Annotated in this window: 15 protein-coding genes; 10 read left to right on the top strand and 5 right to left on the bottom strand. The window is 39.4% G+C overall.

What is annotated here, in order from left to right; all coding sequences use genetic code 11:
• From PCY17_RS07055 to nrdH, 4 genes are all read right to left on the bottom strand, one after another.
• Positions 1-768 carry a DeoR/GlpR family DNA-binding transcription regulator gene (locus tag PCY17_RS07055; protein ID WP_000917584.1) on the bottom strand — a complete coding sequence of 256 codons (768 nt, stop codon included), beginning with the start codon at positions 766-768 and terminating at the stop codon, positions 1-3.
• Positions 769-907: 139 nt separating this feature from the next.
• A complete protein-coding gene (gene nrdF, locus PCY17_RS07050; RefSeq protein WP_000451378.1) occupies positions 908-1,870 on the bottom strand; it encodes a class 1b ribonucleoside-diphosphate reductase subunit beta in 963 nt (320 codons plus the stop codon).
• A gap of 194 nt (positions 1,871-2,064) precedes the next feature.
• Positions 2,065-4,224, bottom strand: coding sequence for a class 1b ribonucleoside-diphosphate reductase subunit alpha (gene nrdE, locus PCY17_RS07045; protein WP_301392274.1), 2,160 nt, complete (start codon positions 4,222-4,224; stop codon positions 2,065-2,067).
• A gap of 80 nt (positions 4,225-4,304) precedes the next feature.
• On the bottom strand, positions 4,305-4,523 hold the full coding sequence (gene nrdH / locus PCY17_RS07040) for a glutaredoxin-like protein NrdH (RefSeq protein WP_049500732.1): 219 nt from the start codon (positions 4,521-4,523) through the stop codon (positions 4,305-4,307).
• A gap of 654 nt (positions 4,524-5,177) precedes the next feature.
• On the opposite strand from nrdH, the gene PCY17_RS07035 reads away from it, so the two are divergent.
• The 6 genes from PCY17_RS07035 to PCY17_RS07010 all read left to right on the top strand — a co-directional run bounded on the left by PCY17_RS07035 (position 5,178) and on the right by PCY17_RS07010 (position 15,820).
• Positions 5,178-6,398: a S9 family peptidase gene (locus PCY17_RS07035; RefSeq protein WP_000661899.1), complete on the top strand. Its 1,221-nt coding sequence runs from the start codon at positions 5,178-5,180 to the stop codon at positions 6,396-6,398.
• Positions 6,399-6,859: 461 nt separating this feature from the next.
• Positions 6,860-7,123, top strand: a complete 264-nt coding sequence (locus tag PCY17_RS07030; RefSeq protein WP_000146948.1) for a phosphocarrier protein HPr — start codon at positions 6,860-6,862, stop codon at positions 7,121-7,123.
• A gap of 5 nt (positions 7,124-7,128) precedes the next feature.
• Positions 7,129-8,862, top strand: a complete 1,734-nt coding sequence (ptsP, locus tag PCY17_RS07025) for a phosphoenolpyruvate--protein phosphotransferase (protein ID WP_000138129.1) — start codon at positions 7,129-7,131, stop codon at positions 8,860-8,862.
• A 246-nt stretch (positions 8,863-9,108) separates the two neighbouring features.
• A complete protein-coding gene (locus PCY17_RS07020) occupies positions 9,109-11,646 on the top strand; it encodes a pneumococcal-type histidine triad protein (RefSeq protein WP_301392273.1) in 2,538 nt (845 codons plus the stop codon).
• 195 nt (positions 11,647-11,841) lie between these two features.
• Positions 11,842-12,759, top strand: coding sequence for a zinc ABC transporter substrate-binding protein (locus PCY17_RS07015; protein WP_000747426.1), 918 nt, complete (start codon positions 11,842-11,844; stop codon positions 12,757-12,759).
• Positions 12,760-12,766: 7 nt separating this feature from the next.
• Positions 12,767-15,820 (top strand): pneumococcal-type histidine triad protein, encoded by a 3,054-nt coding sequence (locus PCY17_RS07010; RefSeq protein ID WP_084880671.1) that lies wholly within the window; start codon positions 12,767-12,769, stop codon positions 15,818-15,820.
• A gap of 35 nt (positions 15,821-15,855) precedes the next feature.
• Here PCY17_RS07010 and pepT read toward each other — a convergent pair whose 3' ends face one another.
• Positions 15,856-17,079 carry a peptidase T gene (gene pepT / locus PCY17_RS07005; RefSeq protein ID WP_084880673.1) on the bottom strand — a complete coding sequence of 408 codons (1,224 nt, stop codon included), beginning with the start codon at positions 17,077-17,079 and terminating at the stop codon, positions 15,856-15,858.
• Positions 17,080-17,436: 357 nt separating this feature from the next.
• On the opposite strand from pepT, the gene pitA reads away from it, so the two are divergent.
• From pitA to srtB, 4 genes are read left to right on the top strand one after another with little or no spacing between them, the layout of a single operon-like run.
• Positions 17,437-20,031 (top strand): PI-2 pilus tip adhesin PitA, encoded by a 2,595-nt coding sequence (gene pitA, locus PCY17_RS07000; protein ID WP_301392272.1) that lies wholly within the window; start codon positions 17,437-17,439, stop codon positions 20,029-20,031.
• Positions 20,031-20,582 (top strand): PI-2 pilus system signal peptidase SipA, encoded by a 552-nt coding sequence (sipA, locus tag PCY17_RS06995; protein ID WP_000924790.1) that lies wholly within the window; start codon positions 20,031-20,033, stop codon positions 20,580-20,582. The genes pitA and sipA overlap by 1 nt, the downstream gene beginning before the upstream one ends.
• Entirely contained in the window at positions 20,582-21,847 is a 1,266-nt protein-coding gene (locus PCY17_RS06990; protein ID WP_301392271.1) for an FctA domain-containing protein, read from the top strand. The genes sipA and PCY17_RS06990 overlap by 1 nt, the downstream gene beginning before the upstream one ends.
• Before the next feature lie 16 nt (positions 21,848-21,863).
• Positions 21,864-22,865, top strand: a complete 1,002-nt coding sequence (srtB, locus tag PCY17_RS06985; RefSeq protein WP_301392270.1) for a class B sortase — start codon at positions 21,864-21,866, stop codon at positions 22,863-22,865.
• Positions 22,866-22,900: the final 35 nt, after the last annotated feature.

Raw genomic sequence — 22,900 nt, 5'->3', positions numbered from 1 at the left:
TTATGGTTTTGATAAAAGAATGGTTGTTTGTTTCGACAGATCTTCAAATGTCTCCTGACTCAGTTTGGCATCTGAAACGATGGTATCAATCTCTGAGATATTGTAGAAAGTGTAAAAATCAAACTTATTAAACTTGCTGTGGTCTGCCAGTAAGTATTTTTTATTGGCATTGTTCAAGGCGATTCGTTGTACCTCGCCCTCTTCTTCACTGAAAGTAGCAATTGCCTTATCCTTAATACCATTACAGCTTACAAAAGCTTTAGAAAACTGAAGATTGGTCAAATCTTGCAAGGTAAGTGTCCCTACAAAAGCACCAGTGATAGAGCGATAATTTCCGCCAATCAAGATCAAATCTGTTAGTTTTCGTTCGTTTAGGATTAGAAAAACTGGAAGACTGTTTGTTACAACACGAATATTATCAATTGGGAGTTCACGAGCAAAACATTCTAAGGTTGTTCCTGGCCCGATAAAAATAGTTTCACCTTCGTCAATCAAATGGCCGGCAAAACGGCTAATTTCTTGTTTTTCAGCAATCTGCAAGCCTTGTTTTTCAACATTTGAGCGTTCGTTGTTTAAGAGAGAACCTGTACGAAGTTTTTCAGCGCCACCGTGCACACGAACCAGCAAATCCTTATCTGCCAATTCTTGTAAATAGCGGCGAGCTGTCATATCTGACACATCAAGACTCTCCATAATCTCTTTTACAGTAATAGTGCCTTTTGTGTTTACTGCTTCTAGAATACTATCTAGTTTTTCTTGCTTTAGCATCCTTATCACCTCGATTTCTACTATTATTATCTTACCATAAAACGCTCAAACAATCAAATAGAAAAAAACAAAATAAAACAAAAACAAAAATATCATGGTTGTTTTAAACAAACCATGATATTCTGAATGATCGGCCAAATTAGTCTAAACCGTAGTTGTAATCCTCGTCTTGCATGGCTTCAACTTCACCAAGGAGGTAACCATTTCCGACTTGAGAGAAGAAGTCGTGGTTAGAAGTTCCTGTTGAAATACCGTTCATAACGATTGGATTGACATCATCAGCTGAATCTGGGAAGAGTGGATCTTGTCCTAGGTTCATAAGGGCCTTATTGGCATTGTAGCGAAGGAAGGTTTTAACTTCCTCAGTCCAGCCAACACCGTCATAGAGGCTTTCTGTATAGCCCTCTTCGTTCTCGTAGAGAGTGTAGAGAAGGTCGTACATCCATTCTTTAAGTTTTTCCTGCTCTTCTTCAGGCAATTCGTTAAAACCAAGTTGGAATTTGTAACCAATATAAGTTCCGTGAACAGACTCATCACGAATGATCAGTTTGATGATTTCTGCAACGTTGGCTAGTTTGTTGTTACCAAGATAGTAAAGCGGTGTAAAGAAACCAGAGTAGAAGAGGAAGGTTTCAAGGAAAACACTGGCAACTTTCTTTTCTAGTGGGCTACCATTGAGATAGATTTCATTGATAATTTCCGCTTTTCTTTGTAGGTAGGGGTTAGTGTTGGTCCATTCAAAGATTTCTTCGATTTCAGCCTTGGTATTCAAGGTTGAAAAGATAGAAGAGTAAGATTTTGCGTGGACAGATTCCATAAACTGGATGTTGTTGAAAACAGCTTCTTCATGCGGTGTACGGATGTCTGATCGAAGCGCCTGAACTCCTGTTTCAGATTGCATGGTATCCAAAAGGGTCAAACCACCAAAGACTTTTCCTACTAAGTCTTTTTCTTTGTTTGATAGTTTTCTCCAGTCGTCTAGGTCATTTGACAAGGGGATACGCGTATCGAGCCAGAATTGTTCCGTCAGCTTTTCCCAAGTTGATTTGTCGATGACATCCTCGATGGCATTCCAGTTAATGGCTTTGTAGTAAGTTTCCATTTGAAATCTCTTTCTGTATGTAATAATGCGATTGTCGAATCATCTCTATTTTATCATAGTCTGAGAGGAGTATCGCACAAAAAGTCGGAAGACCGACTTTTTAGTTTTTCATAGTATTTAAGATACTTATCAAGTTTTGTATGATGGGGAACTTAATCAGTAGTCTGAGAAAATGTGGTTGCCCCAGATAAAAATTAAATCACACAGCTTTCACATTGGTTAGCACCAACTTCCCCACCGTCATCTGTAAAGGTACGGACGTAGTAGATAGACTTGATACCCTTGTTAAAGGCATAGTTACGAAGGATTGACAGGTCACGTGTCGTTTGTTTGTTTTCTTTCTTCCATTCGTAAAGACCTTTTGGAATGTCACTACGCATGAAGAGAGTGAGTGAAAGTCCTTGATCCACGTGTTCAGTTGCAGCCGCGTAAACATCAATCACCTTACGCATATCCATGTCGTAAGCAGAAGTGTAGTAAGGGATAGTATCTGTTGACAAACCTGCAGCAGGATAGTAGATTTTACCGATTTTCTTCTCTTGGCGCTCTTCGATACGTTGTGTAATCGGGTGGATAGAAGCAGAAACGTCATTGATGTAGCTGATAGAACCATTTGGAGCAACAGCTAGACGGTTTTGGTGATAAAGACCATCTGCTTGAACCTTTTCGCGAAGTTCAGCCCAATCAGCAGCACTTGGAATAAAGACATCTTTAAAGAGTTCTTTAACACGGCCTGATTTTGGAACAAATTCGCCAGTTACATACTTGTCAAAGTAGCTACCGTTAGCATAGTCTGATTTTTCAAAGTTGTGGAAGGTGATACCACGTTCGCGGGCGATATTGTTTGACTCAACCAAGGTCCAGTAGTTCATAAGCATAAAGTAGATGCTTGTAAATTCAATTGACTCAGGAGATCCGTATTCGATGAGTTGTTGGGCAAGGTAGCTATGAAGCCCCATGGCACCAAGACCAAAGGTGTGAGCTAAACTGTTTCCGTGGTCGATAGTAGGGACAGCTACGATGTGTGAACTATCTGTAACGAAAGTAAGGGCACGAACCATAGCGCGAATAGAACGACCAAAGTCAGGTGACGTCATCATGTTGACCACGTTGGTTGATCCAAGGTTACATGAAACGTCCGTTCCCATTTGAAGGAATTCTTGAGCATCGTTGATCAAGCTTGGTTCTTGGACTTGAAGAATCTCAGAACACAAGTTACTCATGATAATCTTTCCATCAACAGGATTTGCACGGTTAGCCGTATCGATATTGACTACATAGGGATAGCCAGACTCTTGTTGCAATTTAGAGATTTCCGTTTCCAAATCACGCGCCTTGATTTTTGTCTTGCGGATACTTGGATTTGCAACTAATTCATCATATTTTTCAGTGATGTCGATGTAGTTGAACGGCACACCATATTCAAGCTCTACAGAGTAAGGGCTGAAGAGGTACATTTCTTCATTTTTACGAGCTAATTCGTAGAATTTATCGGGCACCACAACTCCAAGTGAGAGGGTCTTAACACGGACTTTTTCATCGGCATTTTCTTTCTTAGTTGAAAGGAAAGCGATGATATCTGGGTGAAAGACATTGAGGTAGACAACCCCAGCCCCTTGACGTTGACCCAATTGGTTTGAGTAAGAGAAGCTGTCTTCGAAAAGTTTCATAACTGGTACGACACCAGAAGCGGCTCCTTCATAACCCTTGATAGGTGCGCCCGCTTCACGAAGGTTGCTGAGGCTAATTCCCACACCACCACCGATACGTGAAAGTTGAAGAGCTGAGTTGATAGAACGTCCAATAGAGTTCATATCATCCGTTACTTGGATCAAGAAGCAAGATACCAACTCCCCACGACGAGCACGACCTGCGTTCAAAAAGGAAGGAGTAGCAGGTTGGTAGCGTTGGTGGATGATTTCATTGGCGATATCAATCGCAACAGCTTCATCACCATCAGCAAAATAAAGCGCATTAAAGAAGACGCGGTCTTCCATGCTCTCAAGATAGTATTCCCCATCATTAGTTTTCAAGGCATATTGATTGTAAAACTTGTATGCTGCCATGAATGATTTGAATTGGAAGTTTTGGTCCTTGATAAATTGATGCAATTCTTCCAAAAACTCTGGACGGTATTTCTTAAGAAATGCAGTTTCAATGTAGTTGTGTTCAATGAGGTAGTTGATTTTATCAGTAATTGAATCAAAAAACATTGTATTTGGAACTACATTTTCTTTAAAGAAGGCATCCAAGGCTTCCTTATCTTTATGAAGCATGATTTGTCCATTGACAGGACGGTTGATTTCGTTATTGAGACGGAAGTAAGTTACGTCCTCAAGATGTTTTAATCCCATAAAATTTCCTTTATCTAATTACAAAAGAAAGGCTTCTAAGTTAGCCCTAGAAGCAATTTCTTCTGGATGATGTACTAAGATTATGCTAATTGTTTCAGTTTTCCTGGTTGGAAGCCTGAAAAGACTTCAGTTGGTGTTTGGATAACAGGAGCAGCGCTGAAACCGAGCTCTTTAACTTGATCGATGTACTCTGGTTGCTCGTCGAGATTGATCTCACGATAAGTGACATTGTTGCTGTCCAAGAAACGCTTGGTCATCTTACATTGGACACAGTTGTTTTTAGAATAAACGGTTACCATTTTCGTAACTCCTCTTTCAAAATTGATTACTTTCTTAGTATATCAGAAAAAAAAACTTTGTCAAACTTTTTAAACTAAATCTTGTGCTAAAAAGTTACAGTTTCAAAAACAAAGCACAAGATATAGTGTTTTGTCAGAGTGTAAAATTGGGTTTTCATTGAACTATCAAAGTTTATCAAAACAAAAAAACTATATACTGTATATTGGTAAGATAAATAGAAGATTTTCAGCAAGTTATCAGAAAGGAAAACGAAGAAAATAGCAAAAATCGTAAGAACAGGAATAAGTCTAGCTGAGACAATACTTTAATAAAATAGAAACTGTAATATTTACGAAAAAAAGAAATTTTCTACACAAGATGTCCCAATATTTTGTATTAGAATATCTAAAATATAACCAAAGTGGAAATGACAGATTATGATGTATTCATAAAAATGGATCATTGGTTAATTTTATATAGGATACTTATGAGTTTCGTATCCTTTCATAAGGAGTATATAAATACAATGTTTGAAAAAGTTCATTTTATGTGATACACTATCTGTGATTATAAGATTAAAAAATGGATATCTGAATGCTTTTGTTTGATAGAGAATGTTATCAGATTATAATTAGATTAAATGAATGAAAGAACACAGAATTAGGAGGCGCGTGGTGAAAGAAAATGATGTTATTTTAAAACGGCAATCGACTCAAATATTTTTTAAGAATGGTGATACGGATTTTTTCTTCAATTGGTTGTTAGGAATCGGTGAAATTTTTGGTTTCTCTCATGGAGAGCTTTATTATCTTGCTCAAAGATTGGGGAACTCACCAAAGCCTGATGACTGGAAAAATGTATTTTTATCGCATGTAAACTACCTTGAACAAGAAGCAAGTAATTCAGGATTGAGTGAACAAACAAAGGCGCAGTATTATCTTGCACAGACCTACTCACTTCGCTCGGCAATCCAATTTACCGATCCATTTTCTGAAGAGTATTTACCGACCGTTCGTCAAATGGAGAAGGTGTTTTCTAGTGCAATTCATTCACTAGGTGCACCGATTGAAAAATTAACTATTCCCTATCAGGGTTCTTACTTGCCTGGTTATTATCTTCATAGCGACGATAATTGCCCAACGATAATCATGATTGGTGGAGGTGATACTTATCGCGAAGATTTATTTTACTTTGCAGGATATCCTGGATGGATACGAAATTATAATGTTTTAATGGTTGATCTTCCTGGTCAAGGGAGCAATCCTAGTAGAGGGCTGGTCTTTGATGTGGATGCTTCTATTCCAATTTCATTATGCATAGACTGGTTGGAAAATAGAAATCCTAAACTAAATTATTTAGCTATTTATGGTGTCAGCGGAGGGGGATATTTTACTGCACAAGCTGTCGAAAAGGATCCAAGAATTCATGCTTGGATTGCTAGTACCCCTATTTACGACGTTGCAGAACTTTTCAGAAAAGAATTTGGATCAAGTTTGAAAGCACCTAGTTGGTTAATAAATGCCATTTTAAAATTAGCTGGAAATTGGAATGAATCAGCAAATTTAAATCTTAAAAAGTATGCATGGCAGTTTGGTACTTCTGATTTTAAGAGTGCTATTGATGATGTATTTAACCATGCAAAGATTGTGGATTACCAAAAAATTCAATGCCCATGCCTTTTTATCATGGGAAAGGGTGAGGGTGCTGAACTGCAGCATCAAACTAAGGTGATTTATGAAGAACTTAAATCTAAAAATCAACAAACTAAACTTCAAGTATTTGAGGCGGAAAGTGGTGCGGACGCTCATTGCCAAGTCAATAATCTAAGACTCGCCCATAATGTCGTTTTTGATTGGTTGGATACTTTATTTGAATGGAATCAATCAAAGTTTTAGTTCTACTTATACCACTTAGATATATCTACCTTTTTACTGTTAGGGGCTACAAACTTATTTTACTTTAAGTAGCAAATTGGATAAATTCTCTACTGTTGATGGTAAGAGTAGGTTTTAGAATTTCAGGATTTGATGAAGTCTTTTCAAATAATGGATTTACTGAGTTATATTAATTATAGTTAAATAGTATTATTTCATTATTTACTAGGATTGTCCTCTGATTGGTATTAAGGGAAAATAGCTTTGAAAATTGAATTTTGATGATGACATTCTTTGAACAATTAGTGTTTAGATATGCTATTTAGTTACTAGAGTGCTCATTTAATAGAAAAAGAAGTAATTTCATTTTCAGTAAAAGTCCATAAAATACTTGAAAAATTATCTAGAAGGTGATATAATACAGTCTTGTAAGGGTTATCACATATAACTCAAAAAAGAAATAACTAAAGGAGAGTCAAACTATGGCTTCTAAAGATTTCCACGTAGTGGCAGAAACAGGTATTCACGCGCGTCCAGCAACATTGTTGGTTCAAACAGCTAGCAAATTTGCTTCAGATATCACTCTTGAATACAAAGGTAAATCAGTAAATCTTAAATCTATCATGGGTGTTATGAGTCTTGGTGTTGGCCAAGGTGCTGACGTTACAATTTCAGCTGAAGGTGCAGATGCTGACGACGCAATCGCTGCTATCACTGAAACTATGGAAAAAGAAGGATTGGCATAAGGAAAATGACAGAAATGCTTAAAGGAATCGCAGCATCTGACGGTGTTGCAGTTGCAAAAGCATATCTACTCGTTCAACCGGATTTGTCATTTGAGACTATTACAGTCGAAGATACAAACGCAGAAGAAGCTCGCCTTGATGCCGCTCTACAGGCATCACAAGACGAGCTTTCTGTTATTCGCGAGAAAGCAGTAGGTACGCTCGGTGAAGAAGCAGCTCAAGTTTTTGACGCTCACTTAATGGTTCTTGCTGACCCAGAAATGATCAGCCAAATCAAGGAAACAATCCGTGCGAAGAAAGTGAATGCAGAAGCAGGTCTGAAAGAAGTAACAGACATGTTTATCACTATCTTTGAAGGCATGGAAGACAACCCATACATGCAAGAACGCGCTGCGGATATCCGCGACGTGACAAAACGTGTATTGGCCAACCTCCTTGGTAAAAAATTGCCAAACCCAGCTTCTATCAATGAAGAAGTGATTGTGATTGCGCATGACTTGACTCCTTCAGATACAGCTCAATTGGACAAAAACTTTGTAAAAGCTTTTGTAACCAACATTGGTGGACGTACAAGCCACTCTGCTATCATGGCGCGTACACTTGAAATTGCAGCAGTATTGGGAACAAACAACATCACTGAAATCGTTAAAGACGGTGATATTCTTGCCGTTAACGGTATCACAGGTGAGGTTATTATCAATCCAACTGATGAGCAAGCGGCTGAATTCAAGGCTGCTGGTGAAGCTTATGCGAAACAAAAAGCTGAATGGGCTCTCTTGAAAGATGCTAAAACAGTAACTGCTGATGGCAAACACTTTGAATTGGCTGCCAACATCGGTACTCCAAAAGACGTTGAAGGTGTCAATGACAACGGTGCTGAAGCTGTTGGTCTTTACCGTACAGAGTTCTTGTACATGGATTCTCAAGACTTCCCAACAGAAGACGAGCAATACGAAGCTTACAAGGCTGTACTTGAAGGAATGAACGGTAAACCTGTTGTCGTTCGTACAATGGATATCGGTGGAGATAAGGAACTTCCTTACTTCGATATGCCTCACGAAATGAACCCATTCCTTGGATTCCGTGCCCTTCGTATCTCTATCTCTGAGACTGGAGATGCTATGTTCCGCACACAAATCCGTGCCCTTCTTCGTGCGTCTGTTCACGGTCAATTGCGTATCATGTTCCCAATGGTTGCGCTCTTGAAAGAATTCCGTGCAGCGAAAGCAGTCTTTGACGAAGAAAAAGCAAACCTTCTTGCTGAAGGTGTTGCAGTTGCGGATAATATCCAAGTTGGTATCATGATCGAAATCCCAGCAGCAGCCATGCTTGCAGATCAATTTGCTAAAGAAGTTGACTTCTTCTCAATTGGTACAAACGACTTGATCCAATACACAATGGCAGCAGACCGTATGAACGAACAAGTTTCATACCTTTACCAACCATACAACCCATCAATCCTACGCTTGATCAACAATGTGATCAAAGCAGCTCACGCTGAAGGGAAATGGGCTGGAATGTGTGGTGAGATGGCTGGTGATCAACAAGCTGTTCCACTTCTTGTCGGAATGGGCTTGGATGAGTTCTCTATGTCAGCAACATCTGTACTTCGTACGCGTAGCTTGATGAAGAAATTGGATACAGCTAAGATGGAAGAGTACGCAAACCGTGCCCTTACAGAATGCTCAACAATGGAAGAAGTCCTTGAACTTCAAAAAGAATACGTTAATTTTGATTAATCGAAAAGTCCTTGCAACTCAGTTGCAGGGGCTTTTTTAAAGAATTTTCAAGAAAATCTTTTTTATATAAAGTCCATTCTAGAGAAAGTAGCGGTGAAGAATAAAAAAATACTTAACTGGTTCATAAAATTCTTGACAAGTTGCAAATTTAGGAGTAAACTATTAACCAGTTAATTAATAGAGAGGAGTTTCTGCAATTTAGAAATGAATTGCAAATAGAAATATCAAAAAAGAAAGTGAGTTTCAATGAAAATTAATAAAAAATACCTTGCTGGTTCTGCGGCAGCTTTAATTTTAAGTGTCTGTTCTTACGAGTTGGGACTGTATCAAGCTAGAACAGTCAAAGAGAATAATCGTGTTTCCTATATAGATGGAAAACAAGCGGCGCAAAAAACGGAGAATCTGACTCCTGATGAGGTTAGCAAGAAAGAAGGCATCAATGCGGAGCAAATCGTCATCAAGATAACAGACCAAGGATATGTTACTTCGCACGGCGACCACTATCATTACTATAATGGCAAGGTCCCTTATGACGCTATCATCAGTGAAGAGTTGCTGATGAATGATCCAAACTACCAGCTCAAGGACGAGGATATTGTCAGTGAAATCAAGGGCGGTTATGTGATCAAGGTAGATGGAAAATACTATGTTTACCTTAAGGACGCATCCCATGCGGATAATGTCCGTACGAAAGAAGAAATCAATCGGCAAAAACAAGAACATAGTCAGCATCGTGAAAGAGGGACTTCAGCAAACGATGGTGCGGTAGCCTTGGCACGTTCACAGGGACGCTACACCACAGATGATGGTTACATCTTTAATGCATCCGATATCATTGAAGATACTGGTGATGCTTATATCGTTCCTCATGGCGACCATTACCATTACATTCCCAAGAGCGAGTTATCAGCCAGCGAATTGGCTGCAGCAGAAGCCTTTCTATCTGGTAGAAGTGGCCAATCAAATACGCCTACTTATCGCCGTACCAATAACAACAGTGCTAGCAGCGATGTAGATAGATGGACTCCATCCTATAATAATCAAGGCAACAGCTATACGAACACGAACACAGCTAACAACAGTAGCGACGATAACCAAGCAAGTCAGAGTGATGAGGATATTGATAGCCTTCTGAAACAACTTTACGCCTTGCCGCTCAGCCAACGACACGTAGAATCTGATGGTCTTGTCTTCGACCCAGCACAGATTACAAGTCGAACAGCTAGAGGAGTTGCTGTGCCTCATGGGAACCATTACCATTTCATCCCTTATTCACAGATGTCTGAATTGGAAGAACGAATCGCTCGTATTATTCCTCTACAGTACAGTTCGAACCATAGGGTGCCGGATTCAAGACCAGAACAACCAAGTCCACAACCGACTCCGGAACCTAGTCCAAGCCCGCAACCTGCACCAACTCCTCAACCAACTCCAAGCAATCCAATTGACGAAAAATTAGTTAAACAGGCTATTCGAAAAGTAGCTGACGGCTATGTCTTTGAGGAGAATGGAACCTCACGTTATATTCCTGCCAAGAAGCTTTCAGCAGAAACAGCAGCAGCAATTGATAGTAAACTAGCCAAGCAAGAAAGTTTGTCTCATAAACTCGGAGCTAAGAAAACCAATCTCCCATCTGATGATCGAGGATTTTACAATAAGGCTTATGATTTACTAGCAAGAATTCATCAGGACTTACTTGATAATAAAGGGCGCCAAGCTGATTTTGACGCTTTGGATAAACTGTTGGAACGTTTAAATGATGAAAGCAGTGATAAAGTCAAGTTGGTGGATGATATCTTGGCCTTTCTAGCACCGATTCGTCATCCAGAACGTTTAGGAAAACCAAATGCGCAAATTGCCTACACTGATGATGAGATTCAGGTAGCCAAGTTGGCAGGCAAGTATACAACAGAAGATGGCTATATCTTTGATCCTCGTGATATCACCAGTGATGAGGGGGATGCCTATGTAGCTCCACATATGACCCATAGTCATTGGATTAAGAAAGATAGTTTGTCTGAAGCCGAAAGAGCGGCAGCCCAGGCTTATGCTAAAGAGAAAGGTTTGACTCCTCCTTCAACAGACCATCAGAATCCAGGAAATACGGAGGCTAAAGGAGCAGAAGCTATCTACAACCGCGTGAAAGCAGCTAAGAAGGTGCCGCTTGATCGTATGCCTTACAATCTCCAACATACCGTGGAAGTTAAAAACGGTAGTTTAATCATTCCTCATTATGATCATTACCATAACATAAAATTTGAGTGGTTTGACGAAGGACTTTATGAGGCACCTAAGGGGTATACTCTTGAGGATCTCTTTGCGACTGTCAAGTACTATGTCGAACATCCAAACGAACGTCCGCATTCAGATAGTGGTTGGGGCAATGCAAGTGATCATGTTCAAAGAAACCAAAATGGTCAAGCTGATACCAATCAAACGGAAAAACCATCAGAGGAGAAACCTCGGACAGACAAACCTGAGGAAGAAAAGCCACGCGAAGAGAAGCCTCAAAGTGAGAAACCAGAATCTCCAAAACCAACTGAGGAGCCAGAAGAAGAATCACCAGAGGAACCAGAAGAACCTCAGGTTGAAACTGAAAAGGTTGAAGAAAAACTGAGAGAGGCTGAAGAGCTACTTGCAAAGATCCAAGACCCCATTATCAAGTCCAATGCCAAAGAAACTCTCACTGGCTTAAAAAATAACCTGCTATTTGGCTCCCAGGACAACAATACTATTATAGCAGAAGCTGAAAAATTATTGGCTTTGTTAAGGGAGAGTAAGTAGTTGTAACAACATTTTCTAACTCCTAAAAACAGGATAGGAGAACTAGAAAAGTTAAAATCGAAAATGAGAACAGAATGTAAGTTCTAGTTCTCATTTTTTTCATGAAAATATGTAAAATATCTTGACATATAGTGTAAATAAAGATAAACTATTTACTAGTTAATTAAATGGTTAAATACTAGTTAAGGAGTAACGATGAAAAAAAGAACATTTCTATTATTAGTGGTAGGTCTCTTGGTTCTTGTCTTAGGAGCATGTAGCCAAAAAGAAAAACAAGAAGCAAAAGGGATGAAGATTGTAACAAGTTTTTACCCAATCTATGCCATGGTCAAAGAGGTATCAGGTGACTTGAATGACGTACGGATGATTCAGTCAAGTAGTGGGATTCACTCCTTTGAACCGTCAGCAAATGACATTGCTGCTATCTATGATGCAGATGTCTTTGTCTACCATTCTCATACGCTCGAATCTTGGGCTGGAAGCCTAGATCCTAACTTGAAAAACTCAAAAGTTAAAGTTTTAGAAGCTTCTGAAGGAATGACCTTGGAGCGTGTACCGGGCTTAGAAGATGTAGAAGCTGGTGACGGCATCGATGAAAAAACACTCTACGACCCTCACACTTGGTTAGATCCAGAAAAAGCAGGTGAAGAAGCTCAGATTATCGCTGACAAACTTTCGGAGATTGATAGTTCTAATAAGGAAACGTATCAAAAGAATGCTAAAAACTTTATCGCTAAAGCCCAAGAATTGACTAAGAAGTACCAGCCTATTTTTGAAAAAGCGAGTCAAAAGACCTTTGTTACACAACACACAGCCTTTTCTTATCTCGCTAAACGCTTTGGTTTGAAACAACTTGGTATAGCAGGGATTTCCCCTGAACAAGAGCCGAGTCCGAGACAGTTGACAGAAATCCAAGAATTTGTCAAAACCTATAAGGTCAAAACCATCTTTACTGAGAGCAATGCTTCTTCTAAAGTCGCTGAGACCTTGGTCAAATCAACAGGAGTTAGCCTAAAGACACTCAATCCTTTGGAAGCAGACCCTGAAAATGACAAAACTTACTTAGAAAATCTAGAAGAAAATATGAATGTTCTTGCAGAAGAATTAAAATGAGGAGATTATGAAAATTAAGAAAAAGTATCTTGCGGCGGGATCGGCTTTAGTCCTTTCCCTGAGTCTTTGCATCTATGCATTGAACCAACACCAGGTAGAAGGAAACAAAGATAATAACCGTGTGTCTTATGTCGATGGGAAGCAAGACTCTCAAAAAACAGAGACCCAAACACCAGATCAAGTTAGCAAAAAAGAAGATATTCAGGCAGAACAAATTGTTGTGAAAATTACCGATCAAGGTTATGTGACTTCACACGGTGATCATTTCCATTATTACAATGGGAAAGTTCCTTTTGATGCGATTTTCAGCGAAGAACTGTTGATGAAAGATGCCAATTATCAACTGAAAGATGCTGACATTGTCAACGAAATCAAAGGTGGCTACATTATCAAGGTGGATGGCAAGTATTATGTTTACCTTAAGGATGCGACACATGCTGATAATATTCGTACGAAGGACGAAATTGAGCGCCAAAAACAAGGTCATACTCATGATGCACCAACTTCTAACAGTGCAGTGGCGCTTGCTCAATCTCAAGGACGCTATACTACCGATGATGGCTACATCTTTAATCCATCTGATATTATAGAGGATACTGGTGATGCTTATATTGTTCCTCACGGTGGACATTACCACTATATTCCAAAGAGTTCTTTGTCTGCCAGCGAATTGGCAGCTGCTCAAGCCTACCTCTCTGGAACTAGAAAACAACCGAGTGTGACTAACTATCGTCCAAGTCAAAATGGAACTAGTCAAACCACTAATCCTAGTCAACAAACTGAAAAACCAAGCAATTCAGACGAGAGCCTTCAAAATCTATTAAAACAGCTCTATGCACTTCCAAGTAATCAACGTTATGCAGAATCAGATGGCTTGATTTTTGACCCTGCTAAGATTTCAAGCAGAACACCAAGTGGCGTAGCGATTCCTCATGGAAATCACTATCATTTCATCCCATATACAAAGCTTTCTGCTTTGGAAGAAAAGATTGCGCGAATGATTCCTTTATCTAGCGACAGTGGGAAACCAACACCTTTAGAAAATCCAAGCAAACCAGCAGAACATCCAGCTCAACCAGATCATCCTCATGACCAAGACGGTGACCATGGAAGTCAGAATACCAACCATGAAGACCATGACCATGATGGAGAGGAGCATGACCACCATCACGGCGAAGAACATGATCATGGTTTTGCAGCTGACCGTGTCATCAGTGAGGATGAGCAAGGGTTTGTAGTTTCTCATGGAGATCACGCTCATTATTTCTTTAAGAAGGACTTGACTGCAGCACAAATCAAAGCTGCCCAAGATCACTTGAAAGAAAATCATCAGTCTGAGCACGTTCAACCACTTGCAAAGACTGTGGAAAGTTTCTCAAGAGATGCTAGCGATGAAGAAAAAATCAAGTATATCTCACAGACCTACGGGGTTCCGCTCGAAGCGATTCGCATTTCAAATGGATTCTTTGTCTTTGGAAATCCGGATCAAGCCTATGATCCAACCCATATCCATCCCTATGCTGTTCGAAAAGAACATGTTCGTATTCCTCTCCAAACTGGGAATCCAGAACTTGATTTCCTAAATGAACTTTATACAACTGCCCTACGTGATGGGGTGTCTCCTTATAGTTTACAGGTAGAAAGTGGTAGTTTTGTGATTCCTCACGGAGACCACAATCACTATATCAAGGTCCAAACTAAGGGCTATGAAGTGGCTTTGAAAAACAAGATTCCAGCCCTACAATCGACCTATCAACCTGGAGCTTTTGACGAGCAGACTGTTCTTTCTAAAGTTGATCAACTGTTAGCAGATAGTAGAAGTCTCTACAAGGACCAACCTATCATGCAGAGACGGGTTGAACTTGCTTTGGGTCAATTTATCGAGAACATGAAAAAATTAGCGACCAATTCAACTGCTGGATACTTAGCAGCTTTGGATCTCTTTGATAAGCAGTATATCCATGTGGATCAAAGTGTTTCTCCAGTCGAAACATCACCTTTGGACAAGAAATACCAAGCCCTTGTAGATAAGATCAATACACTGGATACAGATACTTATGGCTTGCCTAAGAAAGATCTTTTGGTACATTTGCAGGAAGCGAAACTAGCACAGGATGATACAGAGTTGGCTGCCATTGAAGCGAAACTTCAGGCCTTGCAAGATTTCCGAGATCGGACAGGAGTCACAACAGTAGAGTACATCAAGTATTTCTATGAACATGTATCTGATGGTCGTTTGAGAGAAGAACTTCGGAACCGTGTTGCCAAGTTGACTTGGGAACTTTACCAGTCACAATCTTTCCTCAAAGCAACCGACTTGAACAAGTTATTCCCAACTATTTACCAAACTAAGCTAGAAGTAGAAGAAGCTCTCAAAGAAGAACCCGTTTCTACAAAAGCTGGTAAGACTATTCTAGATACGGAAAAAGTAGATAGTCAAACTGCTAAGACCGCCATCTATGAATTCCTAAAAGAGCTCTACGGTGATTTTATGCCAGAAGAGCGGGTTAGCCATGTTAAGAAGGAAGAAGTGGATGCTCTTCTAACAAAAGCTGCCCAACTCCTAGCACGTGTCAAAGAAGATGGTGTCAAACAATCCCTAGCTGAAGAAGCAGCTAATATCAAAGCGGCTATTGAGAAGGAAAATGCAGACCTTGACGAAGCTAAAACACAACTTGAGGATCTTTTAAATCGTATTGCAGCGACTATCCAACGAGAGAAAAAAGAAGCAGAACAAGATCCACAAACGGTGATTATCTACCAAAAACTCTATAATGTCTTGCTCTCTCTTCACAAGTATTTAGAGGATAACAAAGGATCCGATGCTGACTTTGAACGTGTTGATGCCCTATTTGATCAACTTGCAGCCAAAAGCAGTGATAAAGAAGGTCTCCTCACTCTAGCTAAAGAAATCATTAGCTTGAACCAAGAACTCCGTTCAAAAGCAAGTGAAACTAATAGCCAATCTAAGTCTGAGAAAGACAGTGAAACAGATGCTTCTAAACCAACAGAAAAGCAAGCACAAAGTGAGTCTGAGCTAAGTGCTCAACCAAACGAATAAAAAGAAAGGCGAAGTAGCTAAGCTACCTCGTCTTTTTAGTCTTTATAAGATACAATGCCAATGATGGTATCCACCGCACGCTCCATGGTCTGAAGGCTGACGTATTCAAAACGTCCGTGCATGTTTTCACCTCCAGCAAAGATATTTGGAGTTGGAATACCCATAAAGGAAATCTTAGAGCCATCAGTCCCACCACGAATTGGTTCGATAATAGGCGTAATCCCTAGATCTTCCATAACAGTCTTAGCAATAGTAATAGGTGTCATGTCTTTCTCAATGACTTCCTTCATATTGTAGTACTGGTCTGTCAGAGTCAAGCTAACGCGATCATTCCCAAGCTCTTGATTCATCTTATCCGCAATAGACTGCATAGCCGCTTTACGAGCTTCAAAGGAATCCTTTTCAAAGTCACGAATGATGTAGCTTGCACGCGCCTCCTCGACACTACCTGTCACATCCATAAGATGATAGAAACCTTGGTAACCGTCTGTCAATTCAGGTCGGTCATTCTCTGGAAGTTGATTATGAAAATCAATCGCTAGCTGAAGGGCATTGACCATCTGTCCTTTAGCAGTACCAGGGTGAACATTGCGCCCTTGGAAATGAAGCTCAGCAGCAACGGCTGAGAAAGTCTCGTACTGAAGTTCTCCTAGCGGACCACCATCAACAGTATAGGCAAAGTCAACGTCAAAGTCATCTGCATCAAATTTATTAGCACCAACGCCAATTTCTTCATCTGGTCCAAAACCAACTCGAATCTCACAGTGTTTGATTTCGGGATGAGCAGTCAGATATTCAATTGCAGTCATAATCTCAGCAATTCCTGATTTGTCATCAGCACCCAGCAAGGTCGTGCCATCAGTTGTGATAAGCGTTTGGCCTGGATATTTCTCAAGACTCTTAAAGTCAGCTGGATCTAGTTTAAATCCAGAATCTCCTAAGTCGATAGCTCCACCATCGTAATTTTTGATGACTTGCGGATTAACTCCCTCAGCATTAAAGTCAGCTGTGTCCATGTGGGAGATGAAGCCAATCTTGCGTGTCAAGCTGGGATCATTAGCTGGTAAGGTACCAATGGCAAAACCATTTGGGAGGTAGTAAACATTTTGCAGACCGACACGTTTCATTTCAGGAATAAGAACATTGGTCGCAAAATCTATCTGGCTTTGCGTACTTGGAGTAGTAGTCGAGTGTTCATCAGAACGCGTATTGACCTTAACGTAGGTCAAAAAACGATCTAAAAGGTTCGGATAAGTCATAAAAACTCCTTTTACAATCATAAAATAGAATGCAAACTTCGGAAAAACCTTATTCTGAAAATTTCATGAATTTTGAAAAAATATAATAATTCAAATTCAATAGACTTTTAAATGAAATTTTGGATATTCTAGAATAAAATATATGCATTGATATTTTATGAGATTTTTTTATTCTTTTTTCATTTTACCATAGAATAGTTTGAAAGACAAAGAAGAATCATACTCTTTTATTGATTAATATAATATAAAATTAATCATATTAATTGACACTGCGTGAACTTTATTGTACAATTATCTTGTAAATGTCCTAGATTGATATAGTAACAATATTAGTACATTCTAGTTAAGGAGAATAAAATGAACATTCGTTTCGATTTTAAGAAAGTTCAAATTATTGCGCGCCGTTTAGTTACACTGTTAGCTATTCTCTTTTTGTGTGCTCCGATAAGCCTGTTAAATGCTGATTCTACTACAGAACCTCAGACAACCCTTCATAAAACAATTACTCCGATATCGGGACAGGATGACAAGTATGAGTTGTCATTGGATATCACGTCCAAACTGGGAACGGAGACCCAAACGGATCCCTTGGATGTTGTTTTAGTAGCAGACCTCTCAGGAAGTATGCAGAATCAGGATGTCCAATCTTTTGATGGACGGACGATCAGTCGGATTGACGCATTGAAAAATACTCTAAAAGGAACAAATGGTCGTAAGGGCTTAATTGATACCATTCTATCCAATTCAAATAATCGGTTATCCATGGTAGGTTTTGGCGGAAAGATTGATAATAAGTTTGCGGAACAAGCATGGAATTCCTACTACCGAAAATGGGAGTGGGGGTATCGGTATTGGCCGTATGAAGAGAGAACAGCATTTTATGATGGTGTGTCCCCATGGGATGATGCGGAAACAATTTTAAATTGGAATAACGATGCTAGTGGTTCAAAGACTGCAGTCAGTAATATGAGAATTGCTGGTGGCAAATCAATAGGGACTGAATCAGGAATCGGTACAGGAACCAATATTAGCGCAGGTATTCGTATTGCCAATCAATTGATAGATAGTGCAAGGTCTAATGCTAAGAAGGTTGTTATTGTTCTATCAGATGGTTTTGCCAATATGTATTACAATGACAATGGTTATACAGTTTACAACTATAACAATCAGAATGGATCAGAAACGGCGCCTGAATGGTTCTGGAATAATTTAGATGGATCTATCAATAATCTAGCCTATAGTCTCGCTCCAAAACTAGATGGTTTTTATTCCATTAAGTTTCGTTATTCAAATAACGTCGATAGTATTACCAGTCTGCAATATTATATGAGGCAACATAATGCCTCCATTCCAAATGAAATATTCTCTGCAAATGATGAAGACCAGTTACAAGACAGTTTCAAAGATATTACTGATAAGATTCTGCCACTGGGAATCCACCACGTGACCATCAAGGATGTTCTTTCTAAGTATGTCCAGCTATTACCAAACGGATCGTCAGAGTTTCGTGTCGTTAAAGAGAAAGATGGTAGCAGTGAAACATTAAGCAACGAGCAAGTAACTTTTGAAACCAAGACAAGTTCAGAAGGTTTAGTGGAGGTTACAGCTAATTTTTCTCCTAATTATTCCTTGGAAGATGGCGCTAGATATGTACTAAAATTTAAAGTTACATCTAGTCAAGATGCTTTGGATGCCATTGCTGGTGATAAAAAACTAGAGGCTGGTGATGCTGAAGGTTCTGATGTCAATAAACTCTACTCCAATAAAGGTGCCAGTGTCACCTATTCCTATGGAATAGGCACCTCTCAAACCAAGACCAAAGAATACTCTGACAACCCAACCTTTAAGCCTTCAGATCCATTAACGGTACCAGTGGAAGTTGAATGGCAAGGTGTGACGGGTGCGAGAACTGTTATTACAGCTGATCAACCGAGTAATGTTGAACTGAAACTGGTTCAAAAGAACAAGAACGGAGGTCCTGATAATCAAGACTATCGAAAGACTAATGTAAATGTTAGAACAAATATCTTTAATGAAACGAGGAACTTTGAAAAAGTTGCCAAAGGATATCAATACGATTTAATTGCACCGGACGTCCCAGCCTTTACCAAAGAAATAAAAAATGTTGGTACAGAAACTAAACCATCCTTCAAGGTAATCTATAAACAATTGCCAAGTCTGACGATTAAGAAAGTGTTGGAAGCTGAAAGTAACTTGAACAAAGAGTTTAGGATTAAGGTAAAACTAACCTCTCCTGATTCTACACCATTGAATGGAACTTTTGGCGATATAACTGTTGTGAATGGAGAAGCGGAGATCCGTGTCGAAAAACGAAAACGTTGGAAAGGTATTCTAAGCTATCTTCCTCGAGGAACCCATTACAAGGTTGAAGAAGAAGCCACATCAACAATTGGTTACCACGTTACATATGAGAATCAAGAGGGCGATCTGAATAAAGACGAGACCAGTACTGTCACGAATCACAAGCTTCCAAGTTTATCAGTTACAAAAAAGGTTACGGGTGTATTTGCCAACCTATTAAAATCCTTCAAGATTACCATTAACATTAGGGATGCTCAGAATAGTCCACTGAATGGAACCTATACTGCAACGGTAAATAATAAAAGAACCCCTCTGCAATTTACGAATGGTCGAGTGTCTATTGATCTAAACAAAGATCAAACCATAAAAATTGATGGACTTCCACTCAATAGTCACTATACCGTAGAAGAGGAATCAAACTCTTCTAGTGGATATCAGGTATCTTATGAAAATCAAGAAGGCAAGCTGGATGGAGACAAGTCCGCGACAGTCACGAATAATAAGAATAGCGTGCCTGAAACCGGAGTTGACTTCCTCAGCAGTACACTCATGTTAGGAATAATCCTTCCTCTAGGGGGAATCTTCTTTACAATCCTACTCGGATATCTAGTGGTACATAGGAGAAAATAATGCTACTTAAAAAGAAACATAAGAAAACAGTAACACAAGTCAATCGGGATAAGTCTCCGCCGAGTGTATGGGGAGATATCCTCTACTTAGTCAGTAAGCTTCTGATGGTTGGGTTTGTACTGGCCACCCTTTACTTTTTTGTCTTTGGACTATTGAGATACAATGACGATGGCATGAAGCCAGCCTTAAAAGATGGCGACTTGGTTGTCTACTATAGGTTGGATAAACGTTATTCGATTGGTGATCTGCTCGTCTATAGTTATAAGGGTAAGGAAAGAGTGGCGCGTGTCATTGCAACCGAAGGAAGTACGATCGATATAAACGAAAATGGTCTCATCATCAACGGTTCTCCTCAACAAGAGCAGGATATCTACAAAGAAACGCTGCTCTATAAGGAAGGGGCTACCTTCCCAATGAAAGTCCCAGCAGGACAACTCTTTGTCCTCGGAGACAATCGAACAACGGCTGTAGATAGCCGTGCTTTTGGAACCATTCCTATACAGGATACCCATGGCAAGGTGGTAACAGTCCTAAGGCGACGGGGCTTTTGATGACAATTTATGAAAAAAGAAATTTAAAAATAAAAGGAATAATCATGAAAAAAACATTTTTGAAAAAATTAGTTACTGCAAGTATTGCAGCTGTAACCGCCTTGTCGGTCTTTAGAGGAGTGCCAACATTTGCAGATGATAATGATGTGGCAACTGCCAAAGCAACTGGTGAAACAAGTGCAAAAGTTTCAATTAATAAGGTGTTGAATATTGCGGAAGGAATTACAACACCTGAAGCAACTTTTACATTTACTTTCACCCCAAAAACTGGTACATCATCAAATGGTGCACCTTATGAAACGATTTCTGATTCAAATGGAAAAATAGCTGCAAAGAATGTAGTTTATTCTAAAAGTGATCTTTTGCAACCAAATCAAACTAGTATTAAGAAAGATACTGGAAATATTTTCGAAAGCGTAACCTACACACACGCCGGAGAATATGTTTATACTGTAGCAGAAACTCAAAATGTTGGTTGGGCACAAATTCTGAAAAATAGCGTACCAATTGATTCTATGACATATGATAATCGTAGCTATGAAATGCACGTTATTGTAAAAAATAAGCAAAGCTCAGGTGTTTATATTTCATCTGTATATTTCAAACTAGTGTCTACAAGTTCTACTGCTAAAGTAAAACCATCTGAGAAGGGCGAACTTTATAAATATGATTTATTTGTAAATACTTACAGGAAAAATGCGGGTAAAATCACAAATCCAAATGAACCAACACCAAATAAACCTAAACCAGAAAATTTCAATCCAGGCGCAAAATCTTTAGTAATCAAAAAATTGGTAGAAGGTGATTCGGCTGATAAAACAAAAGACTTTACCTTTAAGTTAACTTTTACAAAAGCTTCAACAGACGATCAAGGTACATTTGTCGGACAAGTTGGTTCCACATCTTATACATTTGAGAATGGGAAAGAAAAAACAATTACCCTTCACCATGATCAATCTTTGGTATTTGACAATCTACCTGCAGGTACTCGCTATAAACTAGTTGAATCAGGATCTCAAGGTTATAAAGCAACAGCCTCATATAATGAAAATGGAGTTATAAGGAATCAAACGGGTACAGCTTCAGCTGATTTTACTCAAACTAGTATTTTAGTCGGTGAAAAGACAAATGATAATACCATTACAAATAGCTTGCCAAATGTTACCCCTACTGGTCTCTTGATTGACAACCTTCCTTTCATTTTGATGATTGGTCTTGGTTTGGCTGGATTTGTTGTTTTGTCTAAAAAACGCAGACAAGCTTAAGCAAGTGGTTTGACCGATGAAAATCAAGCGTGAGAAACCAAAAAGGAGTTTGTCTAGGCGTCTGGTCCTTGCTGTAGATGCATTGATGAATCATATCCTGCTCCTCTTGGCAGCCTTAGTCTTTCTCTTTGGTTTCTACGCCCTTTGGGATGCCAATCAGGTTTATTCTCAGGCTTCGTCAAGTGAGTATGAGGCTTATAGACCTGTTAGTACCAGTGAGAAGGATGAGCTTGCTAGTTTTTCTGGCTTTCACAAGCTACAGCAAGTCAATCCAGAGGTTCTCGGTTGGATCAATGTCTATGGCACCAATATCGACTATCCCTTAGTTCAAGCCAAAGACAATGAAAAATACCTGAACAAGGATTCCAAGGGAGAATTTGCAGCTACAGGAGCTATTTTTCTTGAGGCTCGAAATGAATCCAAGTTCGAAGACTTTAATACCATCATCTACGGTCACCATGTGGAAAATGGGGTCATGTTTGGTGATGTGGCTAAGTTTGCTGATCAGGAATTTTTTGACCAGCATCGTTACGGTAGTATATATTACAATGGTGTGGAAAAAGGGCTCGAGATCTTTGAGATGTTGGAGGTCGATGCCTATGACTTTAACATCTATGATCCAGGTATTAATGGGGATGATCGGCGCCAAGAATATATCGATCACTTACTCTCAGTTGCCATCCACAAACGAGATATTACACTGGGGCCAAATGACCATATCATTCTTCTCAGTACCTGTTTCCTAGACGTAACAAATGGGAGACATATCGTAGTTGCCAAGATTACGGATACAGTTCCAAAGAACACCTTCCATACGAAAAAATCAAAACCATTCCCTTATAGTGTCTTTGATGATTCGTCGCTCGGACGATTTCTCTCATCGATTCCTTTGTGGATATGGTATATCATCTTATTTATCTTGCTCTTGCTATTGATCTTCTTGCTCATCATCCTCTATTTGATCTTGCGTCGTAGAAGAGAAGCAAAGGAAGAAGGAGCAGATACCATTACTGACTAAACTACCAATAAAAGAGAAAGGGATAGCCTCTCTTG

The sequence above is a fragment of the Streptococcus sp. SO2 genome (genome assembly GCF_030440025.1).
This window is presented reverse-complemented; position numbering and strand designations above follow the sequence as displayed.

Coding starts and splice junctions, on each gene's coding strand:
- PCY17_RS07055 (WP_000917584.1), bottom strand. CDS start 768: ATGCTAAAGCAAGAAAAACTAGATAGTATTCTAGAAGCAGTAAACACA.
- nrdF (WP_000451378.1), bottom strand. CDS start 1,870: ATGGAAACTTACTACAAAGCCATTAACTGGAATGCCATCGAGGATGTC.
- nrdE (WP_301392274.1), bottom strand. CDS start 4,224: ATGGGATTAAAACATCTTGAGGACGTAACTTACTTCCGTCTCAATAAC.
- nrdH (WP_049500732.1), bottom strand. CDS start 4,523: ATGGTAACCGTTTATTCTAAAAACAACTGTGTCCAATGTAAGATGACC.
- PCY17_RS07030 (WP_000146948.1), top strand. CDS start 6,860: ATGGCTTCTAAAGATTTCCACGTAGTGGCAGAAACAGGTATTCACGCG.
- ptsP (WP_000138129.1), top strand. CDS start 7,129: ATGACAGAAATGCTTAAAGGAATCGCAGCATCTGACGGTGTTGCAGTT.
- PCY17_RS07020 (WP_301392273.1), top strand. CDS start 9,109: ATGAAAATTAATAAAAAATACCTTGCTGGTTCTGCGGCAGCTTTAATT.
- PCY17_RS07015 (WP_000747426.1), top strand. CDS start 11,842: ATGAAAAAAAGAACATTTCTATTATTAGTGGTAGGTCTCTTGGTTCTT.
- PCY17_RS07010 (WP_084880671.1), top strand. CDS start 12,767: ATGAAAATTAAGAAAAAGTATCTTGCGGCGGGATCGGCTTTAGTCCTT.
- pepT (WP_084880673.1), bottom strand. CDS start 17,079: ATGACTTATCCGAACCTTTTAGATCGTTTTTTGACCTACGTTAAGGTC.
- pitA (WP_301392272.1), top strand. CDS start 17,437: ATGAACATTCGTTTCGATTTTAAGAAAGTTCAAATTATTGCGCGCCGT.
- sipA (WP_000924790.1), top strand. CDS start 20,031: ATGCTACTTAAAAAGAAACATAAGAAAACAGTAACACAAGTCAATCGG.
- PCY17_RS06990 (WP_301392271.1), top strand. CDS start 20,582: ATGACAATTTATGAAAAAAGAAATTTAAAAATAAAAGGAATAATCATG.
- srtB (WP_301392270.1), top strand. CDS start 21,864: ATGAAAATCAAGCGTGAGAAACCAAAAAGGAGTTTGTCTAGGCGTCTG.